The sequence below is a fragment of the Labrenzia sp. THAF191a genome (genome assembly GCF_009363335.1).
In the GTDB taxonomy this organism is placed as follows: domain Bacteria; phylum Pseudomonadota; class Alphaproteobacteria; order Rhizobiales; family Stappiaceae; genus Roseibium; species Roseibium algicola.
Window position 1 is genome coordinate 4033326 of sequence record NZ_CP045333.1, and the last position, 16227, is coordinate 4049552.

The window sequence follows — 16227 nt, forward strand, 5'->3', positions numbered from 1 at the left end:
CCCGCCATGCGCCTGGTCCTGACCAGCTTTACGCGTTCCCTTGTCATAGCGGGCCTGGCCGGCCTGATCGGTATGTCTGCTGCGCTTTCCCAGACGGTGCAGCCGTCTCCGGCCGATCTTCGGCTTGTTCCGCAAAGCGATGCGCAGATCAAACTCTCCTTCGCGCCAATCGTGAAAAAGGTCGCGCCGGCGGTGGTCAACGTTTATGCGAGCCGCAAGGTGGTGCAGCGTCGGCAAGTGTCGCCCTTCATGGACGATCCCTTCTTTCGCCGGTTCTTCGGCCAGCCCGGCGGGAACGACAGGCCACGGCAGCGGGTTGAATCGTCCCTTGGATCCGGCGTCATCATTTCGAGTGATGGTACGGTGATCACCAACCATCATGTGATCAAGGACGCGGACGACGTTCGCGTCGCCCTGAACGACCGTCGTGAATTCGATGCCGATATCGTTCTCATGGACGAACGTACCGACCTCGCGGTGCTGAAGATCCGGGGTGATGGACCTTTCGAAAGCATCGACTTTGCGGATTCCGACAGCCTTGAAGTCGGCGACATCGTGCTTGCCATCGGTAACCCGTTCGGTGTCGGCCAGACGGTTACCCAGGGCATCGTTTCGGCCACGGCTCGCACGCAGGTCGGCGTGACGGACTTTCAGTTCTTCATCCAGACCGACGCGGCAATCAACCCGGGCAACTCCGGCGGTGCGCTTGTCGATATGACCGGCAAGCTGGTTGGCATCAACTCGGCCATCTATTCTCGCTCCGGCGGCTCCAACGGTATCGGCTTTGCCATTCCGGCGCATATGGCGCGTTTCGTTGCGAAAGCTGCCGATCATGGCGGCAAGGTGCAGCGGCCTTGGCTGGGCGCGACAGTGCAGCTGGTGAATGCCGAAATCGCTGAAGCACTGTCTCTCGACCGGCCACGCGGTGTGCTTGTGACGGCAGTCTTTGATGGGTCACCTGCCTTTGAGGCCGGGCTTCGGGTCAGCGATCTGGTAATTGCGGTTGACGGCAAGGAAGTGACCGATCCCAATTCCTTCGGCTATCGTTTCGCAACAAAGATGATTGGCGAACAGACCGATTTTGTTGTCCTGAGGGACGGTGCGGAAGAGCATGTGACCGTGTCACTGCAGCCGGCTCCCGAAACCATTCCACGGGATACACGTGAACTTGTCGAGTATTCGCCCTTCGAAGGCGCGACGGTCATGAACCTTTCGCCTGCCGTTTCCGAGGAACTGGGAATGGAAGGGATTTTCGACGGTGTCGTGATTGCCGAAGTGAAGCGCGGCAGCACCGCGGACCGTGTGGGGCTTCGCCCGGGCGACATCATCCGGGGGATCAACCGGCAAACCGTCGAGACCACCGAAATGCTGGAAGGTATCACCAAGAAGCCACCGCGTGTTTGGCAGCTCGATATCGAGCGGGACGGCAAGGTTTCACAGCTCATCCTGCGCGGTTAGGAGACAGTGTGAGCGATCTGTTCGAAGCTTCCGGACTAAGCCAGTCCGGCCCGCGGCCACTGGCGGACCGGATGCGACCGACCAAACTTGCCGATGTGGTGGGGCAGGATCACCTGCTCGGGCCGGAAGGCACGCTGTCGCGCATGCTGAAGACGCGGACGCTTGGTTCGTTGATCTTCTGGGGGCCGCCGGGTACCGGCAAGACAACCATTGCCCGGTTGCTGGCCAATGAAACGGACCTCGCGTTCGAACAGATCTCTGCGATCTTTTCCGGTGTTTCGGACCTGAAGAAGGTGTTCGAAACGGCTCGCGCCCGGCGCATGAGCGGCAGGGCAACGCTGCTCTTCGTTGACGAGATCCATCGGTTCAACCGGGCGCAGCAGGACAGCTTCCTTCCGGTGATGGAGGACGGCACGATCACGCTGGTTGGTGCGACCACGGAAAACCCGTCTTTTGAGCTTAACGCGGCCTTGCTGTCGCGCTCTCACGTCATGACGTTCCATTCCCTTTCCGCGGACGCCATCGAAAAACTGCTGGCGCGGGCAGAGGAGTTGGAAGAGCGTAAGCTGCCGCTTGACGAGGAAGCCCGACGGGTGCTGATCCGCATGGCCGATGGCGACGGCCGCTCTTCTCTGACCCTGGCCGAGGATGTCTGGCGCGCCGCAGGAGAGGACGAGGTCTTCGATGCCGAGCGCCTGCAGGAAATTGTCCAGAGGCGGGCGCCGATTTACGACAAGAGTGCCGACGGCCATTACAATCTGATTTCCGCGCTGCACAAGTCCGTGCGGGGGTCCGATCCCGATGCCGCCCTCTACTGGTTCTGCCGGATGCTGGATGGCGGGGAGGACCCGCTCTATCTTGCCCGGCGTCTTATCCGCATGGCGGTTGAGGACATCGGGCTGGCCGACCCCAATGCACTGGTGCAAGCCAATGCGGCCCGTGACGCCTACCAGATGCTCGGGTCGCCCGAAGGGGAATTGGCGCTTGCGCAGTCGGTGATCTATCTTGCAACGGCGCCGAAATCGAACGGTGCTTATGTGGCCTACAAGGCGGCGATGCGGGATGCCAAGTCCAGCGGCTCTCTGCTGCCGCCCAAGCATATCCTCAACGCGCCCACCAAGCTGATGAAGCAGGAAGGGTACGGCGACGGCTATCAATACGACCACGATGCTCCCGACGGCTTTTCCGGTCAGGACTATTTTCCAGAGCAGTTGGGCCGCAAGACCTATTACGACCCACCCCAGAGAGGGTTTGAGCGGGAACTGAGAAAACGCCTGGAGTTCTGGGACAAGCGGCGCAAGGAACGCGGCTGAGCTCGGTAGCCTGAAAGATCAGGCGGTTTCGGTTGATGTCAGACGGTCGAGGGCGCTCTTGAGTGTGGCGATCAGCTTGTCCCGGTCTTCCGGTGCCATCGTGTCGGAAATCTTGTCCAACTGGCGAGACACCAGGTCGACTTCCAGATCATCCTTGACCGGAACGGGTTCCTTCAGGCCGATTACCTCGTAGGTGGAGACCGGATAGGCAATCCCCTTGACGTTGACTTCACCATTTTCAGCGCATTTGATCTGCTCTTTCACCTGCGAATAGGTTTCGAAGGAGATCAGGATAGAGCCCGGTGTGGCAAGGCTTTCCAGGCGTGAGGCCGTGTTCACGCCTCGTCCGATGATGGTGTAGTCCAACCGGTCTTCGCTGCCGAAATTGCCCACGGTGCAATAGTCCGTATGGATCCCCATGCGGCATTTCATCGGTTTGGAGATACCGGCTTCCCGCCAGGCACCCTGGAGCGCCTTCATCCGGTCCTGCATGTCGATGGCCATGCGTACGCAGGCAAGTGCGTCCTCGGTCACACCACGTGTTTCCGGGTCACCGAAAAAGATCAGGATGGCGTCGCCGACGTATTTGTCGATGGTCGCGCCGTAGCGCAGCGCGATATTCGACATCTCCGTCAGATACTGGTTGAGGATCGCCGTGAGTTCTTCTGATTCAAGCCGGTCTGCCGTTTCGGTGAAGTCGGCTATATCGGAGAAGAAAACCGTCAGTTTCTTGCGTGTGGACGCAATCTTGACTTCCTGACGGCCTTCGAAAATGGATTGATAGACCTGAGGCGAAAGGTATTTGGCGAGCTGCCGCGAAAGTGCCTCGAGCTTGGTGGATTGATCCGCCAGCTGGTCCTCGACCGCTTCGCCATGCTCGATGGTCGCCTCGTACAGGAGGCGCAGATCTTCCAACTCGGATCGCAGATAGTCGTTCTCTTCCTGCAGGGATTGCAGCGAGGTCGTCTGGTCGGCTTGCCCGGTATCATCGGAGCTTTGGGCAGCTGTATCTACACTCTTGGCCATTTCATTCCGCGTCGAAAAGGTCTGGTCTCATTGTCTGATTTATAATGCTGAACTTTAAAGAATCACTGTCGGATCCATGAACTATCTTAGCGGAATATACAGGTCAGGCGGGGGAAAATTGTAGCACGCTTCAGAGCGCCAAGTTCCCGGCAAGCCTCGTCGTCAAACCATGTTTGCATAGAAGTGATCGGGCGGGAGCATAGTTCCGCCATGTCTTGATTGGCGAATGGAAAGGTCCGCCGCATAAAGATAGTAGCCATTCTTTCGTGTTAGGACTTCAACATGTTCCCCACGGTGACCTCATGAAGGAAATCGAACTCAGATTGGCGCTGGTGTTTTATGGCGGCGTTTCGCTTGCCATCTACATGCATGGCGTAAGCCGGGAAATCCTCAATCTTGTTCGGGCGTCGAGCGTTCGCCTCGACCGCAAATCGAACGGTTCTGCCCAGGAAGCACCCGATCAGGAGCTTCCTCCGGTTCAAAGCGCCTACAAGGATCTGCTCGATCTGTTGTCCTCCGTTGCCGACATCCGGGTGGTGGTTGACGCAATTGCCGGTGCGTCTGCAGGTGGCGTCAACGGCATCATGCTTGCGCGGGCCATCACTCACGACCTGCCACTCGACAGCCACAGCGAGATGTGGCTGGAAAATGCCGATGTCACGCGTTTGGCCCGGCCACAGGCCGGTTTGTCCCGATACCTGAAGATTTCCATTTCGCCGGTGCTGGACCAGCTGATTTCCACACGGCTGACAAAGCAGATAGAAAGCGCGGAAACGCGCGAGAAGCTGCGACTGTTCATGCAGGCGCGTTGGTTCACCCCACCGTTTTCCGGTGAACGGTTCATCGGCTGGATGCTGGATGCCTGCCAGAAGATGGAGGACGGTGCCGTGCCCGGCCGCAGTCTGATCCCGCGTGGTCAGACGCTCGACCTGTTCGTGACGATCACCGATTACAACGGCATCAAGCGACGCATTCACCTGGACGATCCGGACTATGTCGAGGAGTGGGATCATCGCCGGATCCTGAGTTTCCATGCCGCGCACAGAATGCCAGGAGATATCGAAAGCCAGTTCGATGCCGACAGCATTCCGGAAATTGTCTTTGCGGCTCGTGCGACGTCCTCGTTTCCAGGGGCGTTCCCTCCTGCAACGGTTGCGGAAATGGAGCGGGTGCTGGTCGATCACGACCTGACGTGGCACAACCGGGATGCGTTTCTTGCAAGAGGGCTGAACCTGACGTCCGAGACAGCCGGTCAGCATTGTTTTGTCGATGGCAGCGTCGTCATGAACAAGCCCTTTGCGCCGGTGATTGACGTTATTCAGGATCGGCCGGCGGTGCGCGAAGTTGCCCGGCGGCTGATCTATGTGGATCCGTCACCGGTGGTTCCGGTCGAAACGGATAGCACCGTTTCGGAGCTGCCCGGGTTCTTCCGCGTGATCCTGGCTTCGCTCGCTCATATTCCGCGCAATGAGCCCATCGGCGATGATCTGAAAGAGCTTGAACAGAACAACCGGCGCAGCCGCTGGCTGTCGCAGCTGATCGATGATGCGGGGCCGATGGTGGAAAAGGCGGTGGCGGGCATTTTGCCAAAGCGGCGCCGGGTAACACCTGACATTCTTTCGTTATGCCGGAAGCAGGCAACCGTGGCCGCATTCGAGCAGGCAGGGTTCGCCTTTCTCAATTATCAGTCCCTGAAACTTCATTCCCTGGCTGAGCGGCTGGCAGGCCTGACGGCGCGGCTCAGCGGGCTGGACAGTGCACGTGGCCAGGAAGAAGCCCTTCTGGGACTGTACTCGCGTCACACCAGCCGCCTGACAGCCGAGAGCAAGGACATCCTGGGGCGTACGGACCCGCATGTTGTTGCCTTGTTGCGTGGGCTGGATGTCGACTACCGGATACGCCGGCTTCGCTTTGCGGTGCGCAAGCTCAACGGCTTCTATCACTATCGTCCGGGCTCCGACTTACCGCCGCCCAATTTCGAGGCGCTCGATCAGATGAAGGGATTGCTCTACGAGCAGATCGATCATCTGGGTTGGCGCTGGAATGACCGCTTTTTCGGTGGCCGCAGCCGGGAACTCGCCGAAACGTTCGTTCGGGCGGCGGAAGCGGGTGGTCCGGACGCTGCCGAGCATGTCCAGCCAATGCTGAAATCCCTGACACAGATGATGGGGCTTGCCGATCTGGACAGGCTGCAGGACGAACTCTTTGCCGAGACGGCCCGAAACCTTCTCGACAAGAGCCGTCACACATCCCTGATGGGAACCTATATCGGGTTCGGTTTTTTCGATCTGATCACCTTTCCCGTATTGCAGCGCAACGACTTCTCGGAGGTGACGGAAATCCTGGTCGACCGCATCAGCCCGACCGATGCGGCAAGCCTTTATACGGAAGGTTTCGACCTCAAGGGCAAGTCCCTGAATACGTTCGGTGCCTTCTTCAATCGCAGCTGGCGGGAACATGATTATCTGTGGGGACGTCTCAACGCCGCCGACAGGCTGGTCAGCATCGTTCTGTCTGCGGCAGGTGAGGGCACTTTGCCGCAGATCCAGGTAAACCAGGCGCGCGCACGGATCTTTCTGGCGGTTCTGGAAGAAGAACGTGGCAAACTTTCTGATATTCCAGAGGAAATAGACCGGGTCGACAAGCTGGTCCGGTCGATCTATCCCGATTTCGCTCATGTGACGGAAAGCGTCTGACCGGGTAATATTCATAATTTGGCAAGTCATTCCTTGACGTGAGGTCCGCTCTTTCGCTACGCACAAAAGTGGCCAGGGAATTGCGCGTGGATATTTGAGTTGATGACTTTTATTGCCGAACATTTTGGGACCGGCCCGGAGGTGTTTCTGGGTTTCTTTCTGGTGCTTTACGCTTCCAGCTTGATCGTGCTGTTCACAACCGGCCTGACCATGACGGTGATGAACAGGCGTCACCCTGACCGCAAGATCCAGAAGCGCCAGCCGACCCACGATGCCCTGCGCGATATCAAATCTTCTATGGGGCAGCTGTCGATCACGAGCTGCTGCCTTTCCATCGGCCTTTATGCCCAGCTGCGTGGCTGGACGCTGTTCGACCCCGTCGCGTTGTCCTGGTGGTCGGTGCCGTTGTTCTTCGTCATCTCGCTAGCCCTGCACGATACCTGGTTCTACTGGGGGCACCGGATCCTGCACACCAAGATGTTCTACCGGTTCCACAAGCCGCACCACATGACGGTGACACCGACAGTCTGGTCCAACGATGCAGGCTCCAGTGTGGATACGCTGTTCGCCCATTCCTATTATGCGCTTGTGCTTTTTGTTGTGCCAATTCCGCCGCTGGTTTTCCTGGGCCACAGGTTGTTCGACCAGGTGTCGGCCGCCATCGGCCATTGCGGCTATGAGCATTTCGCAAGCCCGAGCGCACGCAAACCCTGGCCACTGCTGTGCACGCTCTACCACGACCAGCATCACCAGTATTTCGTCTACAACTACGCCAACTACTTTTCCTTCTGGGATCGGTTCTGCGGCACTATCCATCCGACCTATGACGAGCGGGTGGAAGGGTTCGAAGCGCTTTATGCCGGCACCGGCAAACAGGAAAAATCATGATGGGGCTACTCGTCGATTACCTCATCGTTCTGGCGCTCACCTACGCGGCCATGGTGGCGGTCTATTTCGCGACAGGGTTCACCATGATCGCGATAAATGCCCGTCATCCTGACCGGCGGATCCAGAAACACCGTGACGGCATGAAACGCCAGGCAGAGGAAATCCGTGCCTCCATGAAGGCGTTGGCGACATCTTCCGTCCTGCTGTCGTCCGGATTTTTCGCTCAGACCCAGGGCTGGACGCTGTTCGCTCCGCTGGAACTCAGCTGGTGGTCGTTTCCGCTGATGTTCGCCGTTTGCTTCGTCCTGTTTGATGCCTGGTTCTATTGGGGGCACCGGATTCTTCACTGGCCGTCGCTCTACAAATTCCACGTACCTCATCACCGCTCGATCGCACCGACGGTCTGGAGCAACGACAGCTCGACCACGGTCGACACCCTGATCGAGCATTTTTTCTATTTTCTGGTCTGGTTCGTGCTGCCGGTGCCGGCCTTGAGCGTTTTTGCCCTGCGGTTGTTCGACCAGATTTCAGGCATGGTCGGCCATTCGGGCTTTGAATATTTCGCGTCCAAGTCGTCGCGATTCCCTTCGCCGCTGATTTGCACGACGTTCCATGATCTGCATCATTCGCAGTTTCACTACAATTACGGTAACTTCTTCTCGTTCTGGGACCGGATCTGCGGAACGGTGCATCCGAAGTACGATGTGCTGGTGCGGTCCATGGAAGAGACCGGCGAAATTCCGGATTCGGAAGAAACGAAAGTCAAGGCAACCGGGTAAGCCCGCACAGTACTCACATGTGTCAGCCAACCGACCAAATGGATGTATGAAGAGATATGCTCGATCAGGCGCTGACGATATTGCTTGAATTCCTGCCGATTTACGCAGCGTGCTACGCTGTGAACGTGTTCCTGTATTTTGCGACCGGCTGGGTGCTGGTGAAGATACAGAACCGGCACCCGGAGCGGCGTATTCAGCAGAACCGGCGTGGCGAAAAGCGCATGTGGAAGGAAATCCGGGCCAGCGTCTATTCGTTGACCGTGACCGCGGGCTGTCTTGCCGGCGGCATCTTCCTTTCGATGAAGGGCTGGACCCTGGTCGCGCCGCTGGAGCTGACCTGGTGGTCTGCAATCCTGATGTTTGTCGTTTCCATCCTTGCCTTCGACACCTGGTTCTACTGGGGCCACCGGTTCATGCATACGAAGGCGATGTACCGTTTTCATGCGGAACATCACCGCTCGGTCGCGCCGACTGTTTGGAGCACCTATTCCGACGATCTGGTCGATGCCTTTGTCATGCAGAGTTATTATCTGTGGGCGGTCATCTTCCTGCCGATCCCGATCCCCGTGCTGATCGTTCACCGGCTGTGGGACCATTTCAATGGTACAATCGGCCATTCCGGTTTCGAATTCTGGGCGTCGCCGATGTCGCGCATGCCTTCGCCGATGGTCTGCGTGACTTTTCACGACCAGCACCATTCGCGCTTCCGCTACAATTACGCCAATTTCTTTTCGTTCTGGGACCGTGTCTGCGGCACCATCGACCCGAAGTACGATGAGCAGGTCAAGGTGTTTGAACAGATGGGCGAAAAATCGGCTGCAAAGCCGGCGGCTCCCGGCGAATAGGGCTTTCCCTGGCCCGGCAGATTCCGTGATGGTTCACCCATGCACGGATTGAACTCGGCGTATTCAGGGGCGACTGGGACCAGTTAGAAGCGGGGCGACAGTTTGAAACATCTTTTGCTGGTGATGCTGGGCGGTGGTCTGGGTGCGGGCGGACGGCATCTGGTGTCGCTTGCGACGCTCCGTTTGTTTGGGCCGGGTTTTCCTGTCGGAACTCTTACTGTCAATGTCGTCGGCTCACTGGCCATGGGGCTTTTCATCGGTTGGCTGGTTCGCCATGAGACCGGCAACCTGCAGTCATTGCGCTATTTCGTGGCGACCGGCTTCCTTGGCGGCTTCACGACGTTCTCCGCGTTTTCGCTCGACACCTCAGTGCTATGGGAGCGCGGCGACACGCATCTGGCACTCATGTATGTTCTTGCCTCTGTCGCCTTGTCCATTCTTGCCGTGTTTGCCGGACTGATGATCATGCGCCAGGTCGCAACTTAAGAATTCCTTCCCTTTCGGGCCGATTCCGCCTATACGCTGCGGAACGAATTTTCCCCCCGCCTTGATGCAGGGGCGATGGATGCGCGTCACGGCGGCAGGCCGGATGCCGAATTTGAGAAAAACATGTCCGCGATTGAACAGAAACAAGTGTCCGCCGATGAGGCGGGCATGCGCCTCGACCGTTGGTTCAAGTCCCATTACCCGGGCCTTGGATTCGGTCATCTGCAGAAACTGCTGCGTACGGGGCAGGTCCGCGTCGACGGCAAGCGTGCCGAGACGAACACCCGTATCGCCAAGGGGCAGATGATCCGTATTCCACCTCTCGGGGTGGAACTTCCGGCGGACGACAAGAAGAATGCCAAGCCGAAATCCACCAAGCTGATTGCTGACGACCGCAAGGCCATTGAGGACATGCTGCTGTTTGAAGACAGCCAGGTAATGGTGCTCAACAAGCCGGCAGGTCTTGCTGTTCAGGGCGGTTCAGGCCTCAAGCGCCACCTGGATGGCATGCTGGACGCCTATACCGACCGCAAGGGCAACAAGCCGCGTCTGGTGCACCGTCTTGACCGTGAGACCTCCGGCATCATTCTGGTTGCCCGTACGCGTCAGGCCGCGCAGGAACTGACAAAGGCCTTCCGTCACCGGAATACCCAGAAGATCTACTGGGCAATCCTGGCGGGTGTTCCGAAGCCGTTTCAGGGCCGCATTTCCACCTTCCTGGCCAGAAATGACGGCGAAGAACGCATGCAGATCGTGCGTCAGGGCGACGATGAGGCACAGCACGCCGTGTCGCTCTATTCCGTCTTCGAAAAGTCCGGCCAGAAGCTTTCCTGGGTGACGATGAAGCCGGTGACGGGCCGAACGCACCAGTTGCGCGCACATGCGGCTCATATCGGCCATCCGATCATCGGTGACGACAAGTATTTCAATATCGAGAACTGGGAGCTGCCGGGTGGTATCCAGAACCGGCTGCATCTGCTGGCGCGCCGGATCGTGATCCCGCATCCGTCGGGCCATGGCACGATCGATGTTTCGGCACCGCTGCCGCCACACATGCAGCAGACCTGGAATCTGCTCGGATTTGATGCAACGGACTATGATCCGGAAGTGGATGATCCGGACGACGCGCTCAACAAGCGCTGATAGCGGTTCTCTGCTTTGGCAGAAGTCTAGCTGCCGGCGGCGGGATAGACCTTCAGATTGAAGCTCTCGTCTTCCGCCGGTGGCTGAAAGTGGCTTGAGATCCGGTCGAACTCGGCCTCGGACACCGAGAACTCGTGCTTCCCGGCGGCATTGCGCTGGCGAAGGCGTTCCTTGCAGACCTCATCCGGCACATCGAGAAAATGAAGCTGATGCTTGCACTCGACCTTGTCGGCAATGGCACGCATCCATTGCCGGCTTTCTTTCGTGTTGGCATGAAAGTCCAGTACCACGGAAAGACCGCTTTCCAGCAGGGCTGCCACATGCGGCGTTATCGTTTTTCTCAAGAGTGACGAACAGCGGACAAAATCTGCGAGGCTGGACATCTGGTCAGCGTAGAGACCGGACAGCCAGACGTCTTCCCGCAGGAGAATGTTGCCGGGACGTTCGGCAAAGCGATCCGCCAATGTCGACTTGCCGGAAGCAACCTTGCCGCAAAACAGATGCAGAGTTGGAGCGTCGTCAGATGGTAGCATTTGATGGGAGCTCGCTGTCGGATGTTTGCAAACCTGGTGGACGTAATCAAACGCCCTGAAACAGTGCACCCAGGATCACCGACGCAAAGGTGATGCACACAACGCCCGCCACCAGTTTCCAGGCATCCGAGCGTTTCTTGAGACCAGGCCAGCCAAGCGGTTTGATCACCTGGATCGCGGCAATCATGAACAGCAGCAACAGGATGATCTTGGTCAAGAAAAGCTCCGGGCGGGCAGGGCGCTATGCTGCAACGGCAGTTGCCTGATTGAGGCCGTCAGACCAGAACGTGCTGGCGGCCCCATAACGATGAAACATCCCGCTCTCGACTGAAAACGGGATGTTTAGAAGGCATATCCAATCCGGCAGTTGCCTGCAAGGTCAGGCTCCGGTGCTCCGCTGAAGTTTTGCCATGTAGGTCGGCAGCTTTTCCATCGACGGAACGACGATCAAGGTCTTTACGTGGCCGCGTTTGAATGCGTTCAGGAACTTGTTGTAGTCCTTGAAGGCAACACAGCCATGGGACCCGATGGAGCGGCGCAGCAGACGCGTATGGGTCAGCATGCCGTCACGGCCTTTCATGGCAGCACGGTCCTGCGGCAGCATGCGAATGGCTTCCACGCCATGGAAACGGCGTTCGCGCATTCTCAAGTTGTAGATGTTGGGCGGCGTCGGACCGAGCATCTTCACGTGTGAATATTTCGGATTGTCCATCCGGTGTCCGATACCGGAATGGGCCTCAAGCTTGGTTCCGTCCGGCATGTGAACGGTTGCGGCGCTGATGTCATAGACGGCGATCTTGCTGCCTGCACCGGGAAGGCCGGGCTTGGCGCTGCCGAACAATTTGCCGAGACCGCCGAACACTCCGTTTTCATCTTCTTCCGGATTTCCTGGCGTTGCATAGGCCAGAACGGGAGACGCTTGTTCAGGCTTTTCCCTGCCTTCAGGACGGTTTTCTGCAACCACCGGCGCGCTGCGGCGTGGCGGTTCGGGTTTCATGTCCGGGGTCGGTGGCAGAATGGCGCCGGGTTTGGCCGGATTACCCGCAGCCATGGCAATGTTCACGGCCGTCTGTTCAGGCTTTGCAGCAACATTCGTCTCTGCTTCAGCCGTGGTGCCGACGCTTTGTAACGCTGCGACCTCGACATTCGGCGCAGCGTCATCGGCTGCCGGTTCATCGAGCGCGGTAACACTTGTGGTTTCTGAAGCAGCTTGATGGGCCAGAAGTGTCTGGGCGAGTTTCAGCCTTGCGAGCTTGGCGGCAAGGGCCACCTTCGCAGCCTTTTTAGCCTCGGCTTCGAGTGCCGCGGCTTCCGCCTTGAGCGCTGCTTCTGCTTTTGCAGCTATTGCTGCGGCCTGTTCGGCGGCTTTTTGGGCTGCAAGCGCGGCCTCCGCTTCGGCGGATTGCCGTTTTTTCGTTGTCAGCGCCATCGGGGCCAGACCAAGAGAAGCTACGGCAGGGGTTGTCTGCGCAAGCGTCAATGTCTTCTGCGGCTCAGTGCCGGCGGCAACAAAATGAGACGGGGCGATCGAGGTTCCAAGATAAGTGGCGGTTCCGGCCAAACCGGATATCACCAAAGTTGCCCCCGCGAGGATCGTATAAAAAGTCCGGCTGGTCTTCCGGGATTTTGCTTGCCCCTTCAGGCCGACCTTTTGTTTCTTCTGAATCATTCAGACAAAACCACTCTGTTACGCCGGTCTTGTTCGACCGCGCTCCAAATTCGTATCCTTTGGTGACAATCTTGCCCCAAACGTTCATGCCCACCCGCCTGCAGCAGTATCGTCGATCATGGTAACCAAGTTCTTTACGATAAATATGCAAGCAGCCAAGAGACCGGTAATCACTCTAAAGAGGCAATTTTCGGGCGGTTTTTCAAAATTGGCGATATCCAAAGATTGAACGTCAATTTGCCGCAGACTGTGGAAGTCTTTGCCTATTGTTGAATTTACCAATCAATGACGTAGATGTCGGCAAAACTTCCAATCCGGGGCAGTGTCAAATGTGCTCTTGACCCCCGGAGGAAAACCCGGCACATGCGGGCTACTTTCCGTTCGCTTGGCACAGGATGCCCATGTATCTGATCATCTTCGACGTCGACGGCACGCTGGTGGACAGTCAGAAAACCATTTTGCAAGGCCTGCAGGTCGGTTTCGAGGCTGCGGGCCTGCCCATGCCTGACCGGGAAACGGCGCTCTCAATCGTCGGACGGTCGCTGGACGAGGCTTTTCTGGATCTCGTTGGACCTGAACACCAGGACAAGATCCCGGTGATGTCCAACGCCTATAAACAGGCGAAGTGGTCCCGCAGGAGGGAAGGGTTGGATCTCGACCCGCTTTATCCGGGTGCTCGCGAGGCTATCATCCGGTTGAATGCGCGTGACGATGTCCTTCTTGGAATTGCCACCGGCAAAGCGATGCGTGGGGTCACGCACATGCTGGATACCCATGATCTGCATGGACGCTTCGTGACCGTCCAGACAGCTGATACCTCACCCTCCAAGCCTCATCCGGACATGGTGCTGCGGGCAATGGCGGAGACCGGAGCGGACAGGACACGAACCATCATGATCGGTGATACCGGTTTTGACATGGCGATGGCCAAGGCCGCCGGCACACATGCCCTGGGTGTTGCCTGGGGTTATCATGATCATGACCGGCTGAGTGCTGATGGTGCAGACAAGATCATCCAGACCTATGCCGAGCTGGATTTGACACTTGGTGAACTTCTGGATTTCGACAAGGAAACAATGTGATGCGCGACTTTCTTGAAACCTTGCAGGAAGATGCGGCCAAGGATCCGGAGCAGCGGGCGCGCGAACTCTCCAGGCGCGAATTGCCTAAGCGTTTCTACAAGGAAGCAACCCATGTTGCCGTGGACGGCGGTTTCGCGATTCATCTGGACGGAAGGCCCGTCAAGACACCGGGCAAGGCGGCCTTGTTGCTGCCGAGTGAGGCGCTTGCTGCAGCGGTTGCCGCCGAATGGCAGGCTCAGCAGAAGGAAATCAATCCGGCCACCATGCCGCTGACCCGGATTTCCAATTCAGCGCTTGATGCAGTCAGCATCCGGTTTGGCGAAGTGGCTGACGATATCACCCGGTTTGCCGGCAATGATGCGCTGTGCTACCGCGCGGACGATCCGCAAAGCCTGATCGACACCCAAAGGCGCATGTGGGATCCGGTCGTGGACTGGGCAGGCGGGTTGCTCGGCGGCCGTTTCGTGCTGATCGAAGGCGTCATTCACGCTGCCCAGCCGGAACCGCTGCTTGTCGCCTATCGGGCCCGACTTTCCGACCTGACCCCGATGCGCCTCGCAGCGCTCCATACGATCACCAGCCTGACAGGCTCAGCGCTCCTGGGGCTTGGTCTGCTGGAAAACTACCTCGACGCCGATGCCGCCTGGACGGCCGCTCATGTGGAAGAGGACTTCAACATCGAGCGCTGGGGCGAAGACGCGGAAGCTGCTCTCGTCCGAGCCTACAAGCGCAAGGAATTCGACGCGGCGGTTCTGATCCTGCGAGAAGCGTAACAATTTCCCTGCGATGTGGTGTGGAGCGTATTGGCTTCACCCCAAGTAGAACGTCGTTGCCATCAGAAAGAAAATGAGCACGCCGAGAACGTCGTTGGACGAGGTGATGAAGACACCGATGGCCATGGCCGGGTCGATGCCGATCTTGTCCAGAATGATTGGTATGGTGGCGCCGACCATGGTTGCAAGCGTGGTGACGCACAGCAGTGACAGCGATGTGGCCAGGGCAAGGTGCAGCGGGTCTTCCAGCGGCACGATCAGTGAAGCCACGAGTACGAGACAGCCTAGGATCGTGCCGGCGATAGCGCCGTTGAAGAGCGCCGCCACCATTTCCTTCAGCAGGCGGTAGAAGATGTCGCCGGACCACAAGGCTCCGGTCGCAATGCCTTGCACCGCCACAGCGGAGGCCTGCAGGCCCGCGTTTCCGGCCATGGACATGGTGACGGGAATGAAAGCGGCCAGGATGGCGGCTTCCGCCAACTGGTCTTCATAGGAACCGACCACCGTTGCAGCAACGCTGGCCCCCACCAGACCGGCCAGCAGCCAGGGCAGGCGGCCGCGTACTATGCGCAGCACCGTGTCATCCGACCGGGCTTCTGAGGAAACGCCGCTCATCAGCAGCATGTCCTCGTTGGCTTCGTCCGAGGCGATGCGTGTCAACTGCTTGGGCGTAATCCGGCCGATCAGGTGGCCTTCTCCGCTGACGACCGGCACGGTGCGCATGTCGCGTTTTCGGGCGAGCCGCAGCACTTCTTCCTGGTCGGTATCCGTGGACACGGCAATCACGTCGCGGTTCATGAAGCTGGACAAGGGTGCGTCCGCCGGAGCGAGCAGAAGCTTGCCGACTTCCACTGTTCCGGTCAGCTTGCCGTCGGCATCGGTCACATAAACGGTAAAGACCTTGCGAATGCGGCTGGCTTCCGCGCGCATCTGCGCGACGGCTTCGCCGGCGGTGCAGGTTTCGGGAAGGGCAACGAACTTGCGGGCCATCACGCGGCCCGCGGTGTCGTCGGCATAGGAACCGCGCGTTGCGATGTCTTCCACATCCGGCAAGCGCGCGATCAGTTCGTCCGCGACATCGTCCGGAAACTCGTTGAGAATTTCGATGGCATCTTCCGGATCGAGACCGGCGAGAATATCCCGAAACTGCTCAAGGGTGGATTCTTCCATCAGAATCGAACGGAATTCCGGTCGAAGCTCGGCAATGACCTTGATCGACGGGTTGGCCGGCAACCACTGGAACAATTTGCGGGCATGTTTCAGGCGCAGCCGCGTCAACAATTGCATGACGTCGACGGGGTCCCAGCGCTTGAGCAGTTCGACCAGCTGCGTGCGCTGGCCCAACTTGATCATCTCGCGCACGGCCCGGAGCGCAGCATCATTGATTTCCAGCGGTTCGTTAGCCGGCTCCCTGGTCCATGCGGTTGGGTCAAGCTCGGCGACGTCGCTGGAATTGCTCATGGATACTCACTTTCCGGAAGGGTCCGGTCCGCTTCTACTGATCGATTGTGACGTCCGCCTGACAGTTTCCTGCCG

Annotated in this window: 14 protein-coding genes and 1 pseudogene; 10 read left to right on the plus strand and 5 right to left on the minus strand. The window is 58.5% G+C overall.

Annotation, left to right across the window (positions count from 1 at the left end; genetic code table 11):
- Window positions 1–6: 6 nt before the first annotated feature.
- Together FIV05_RS18620 and FIV05_RS18625 are read left to right on the plus strand one after the other, a co-directional pair.
- Window positions 7–1458: a DegQ family serine endoprotease gene (locus FIV05_RS18620; protein ID WP_152510566.1), complete on the plus strand. Its 1452-nt coding sequence runs from the start codon at window positions 7–9 to the stop codon at window positions 1456–1458.
- Window positions 1459–1529: 71 nt separating this feature from the next.
- Window positions 1530–2771, plus strand: coding sequence for a replication-associated recombination protein A (locus FIV05_RS18625; protein ID WP_208997915.1), 1242 nt, complete (start codon window positions 1530–1532; stop codon window positions 2769–2771).
- 18 nt (window positions 2772–2789) lie between these two features.
- On the opposite strand, the pseudogene FIV05_RS18630 reads toward FIV05_RS18625, so the two are convergent.
- A pseudogene (locus FIV05_RS18630) lies at window positions 2790–3623 on the minus strand (adenylate/guanylate cyclase domain-containing protein); the annotation flags it as partial.
- Between the two features lie 476 nt (window positions 3624–4099).
- Here FIV05_RS18630 and FIV05_RS18635 point away from each other — a divergent pair.
- The 6 genes from FIV05_RS18635 to FIV05_RS18660 all read left to right on the plus strand — a co-directional run bounded on the left by FIV05_RS18635 (window position 4100) and on the right by FIV05_RS18660 (window position 10634).
- Window positions 4100–6493 carry a patatin-like protein gene (locus tag FIV05_RS18635; protein ID WP_152510568.1) on the plus strand — a complete coding sequence of 798 codons (2394 nt, stop codon included), beginning with the start codon at window positions 4100–4102 and terminating at the stop codon, window positions 6491–6493.
- 102 nt (window positions 6494–6595) lie between these two features.
- Window positions 6596–7381: a sterol desaturase family protein gene (locus FIV05_RS18640; protein WP_055654709.1), complete on the plus strand. Its 786-nt coding sequence runs from the start codon at window positions 6596–6598 to the stop codon at window positions 7379–7381.
- Window positions 7378–8160: a sterol desaturase family protein gene (locus tag FIV05_RS18645; RefSeq protein ID WP_209009645.1), complete on the plus strand. Its 783-nt coding sequence runs from the start codon at window positions 7378–7380 to the stop codon at window positions 8158–8160. Before FIV05_RS18640 ends, FIV05_RS18645 begins: the two co-directional genes overlap by 4 nt.
- A 56-nt stretch (window positions 8161–8216) precedes the next feature.
- Window positions 8217–9005, plus strand: a complete 789-nt coding sequence (locus FIV05_RS18650; RefSeq protein ID WP_062488547.1) for a sterol desaturase family protein — start codon at window positions 8217–8219, stop codon at window positions 9003–9005.
- Between the two features lie 102 nt (window positions 9006–9107).
- Window positions 9108–9491 (plus strand): fluoride efflux transporter CrcB, encoded by a 384-nt coding sequence (gene crcB / locus FIV05_RS18655; RefSeq protein WP_055654707.1) that lies wholly within the window; start codon window positions 9108–9110, stop codon window positions 9489–9491.
- Between the two features lie 123 nt (window positions 9492–9614).
- Window positions 9615–10634, plus strand: a complete 1020-nt coding sequence (locus tag FIV05_RS18660) for an RluA family pseudouridine synthase (RefSeq protein WP_035909367.1) — start codon at window positions 9615–9617, stop codon at window positions 10632–10634.
- Between the two features lie 26 nt (window positions 10635–10660).
- Here FIV05_RS18660 and FIV05_RS18665 read toward each other — a convergent pair whose 3' ends face one another.
- The 3 genes from FIV05_RS18665 to FIV05_RS18670 all read right to left on the minus strand — a co-directional run bounded on the left by FIV05_RS18665 (window position 10661) and on the right by FIV05_RS18670 (window position 12836).
- The gene (locus tag FIV05_RS18665; RefSeq protein ID WP_152510569.1) at window positions 10661–11167 is read right to left on the minus strand and encodes an ATP-binding protein; all 507 of its coding nucleotides are present in this window, start codon (window positions 11165–11167) and stop codon (window positions 10661–10663) included.
- A 46-nt stretch (window positions 11168–11213) separates the two neighbouring features.
- Complete coding sequence (locus FIV05_RS31630; RefSeq protein WP_167579595.1) at window positions 11214–11384, minus strand: hypothetical protein; 171 nt, start codon at window positions 11382–11384, stop codon at window positions 11214–11216.
- Window positions 11385–11546: 162 nt separating this feature from the next.
- A complete protein-coding gene (locus FIV05_RS18670) occupies window positions 11547–12836 on the minus strand; it encodes a DUF2778 domain-containing protein (RefSeq protein ID WP_152510570.1) in 1290 nt (429 codons plus the stop codon).
- Between the two features lie 401 nt (window positions 12837–13237).
- On the opposite strand from FIV05_RS18670, the gene FIV05_RS18675 reads away from it, so the two are divergent.
- The gene (locus tag FIV05_RS18675) at window positions 13238–13918 is read left to right on the plus strand and encodes an HAD-IA family hydrolase (protein ID WP_152510571.1); all 681 of its coding nucleotides are present in this window, start codon (window positions 13238–13240) and stop codon (window positions 13916–13918) included.
- Window positions 13918–14691, plus strand: coding sequence for an ATP12 family protein (locus FIV05_RS18680; protein ID WP_152510572.1), 774 nt, complete (start codon window positions 13918–13920; stop codon window positions 14689–14691). The genes FIV05_RS18675 and FIV05_RS18680 overlap by 1 nt, the downstream gene beginning before the upstream one ends.
- A 36-nt stretch (window positions 14692–14727) precedes the next feature.
- Here FIV05_RS18680 and mgtE read toward each other — a convergent pair whose 3' ends face one another.
- Entirely contained in the window at window positions 14728–16152 is a 1425-nt protein-coding gene (mgtE, locus tag FIV05_RS18685; protein ID WP_152510573.1) for a magnesium transporter, read from the minus strand.
- Window positions 16153–16227 lie beyond the last annotated feature (75 nt).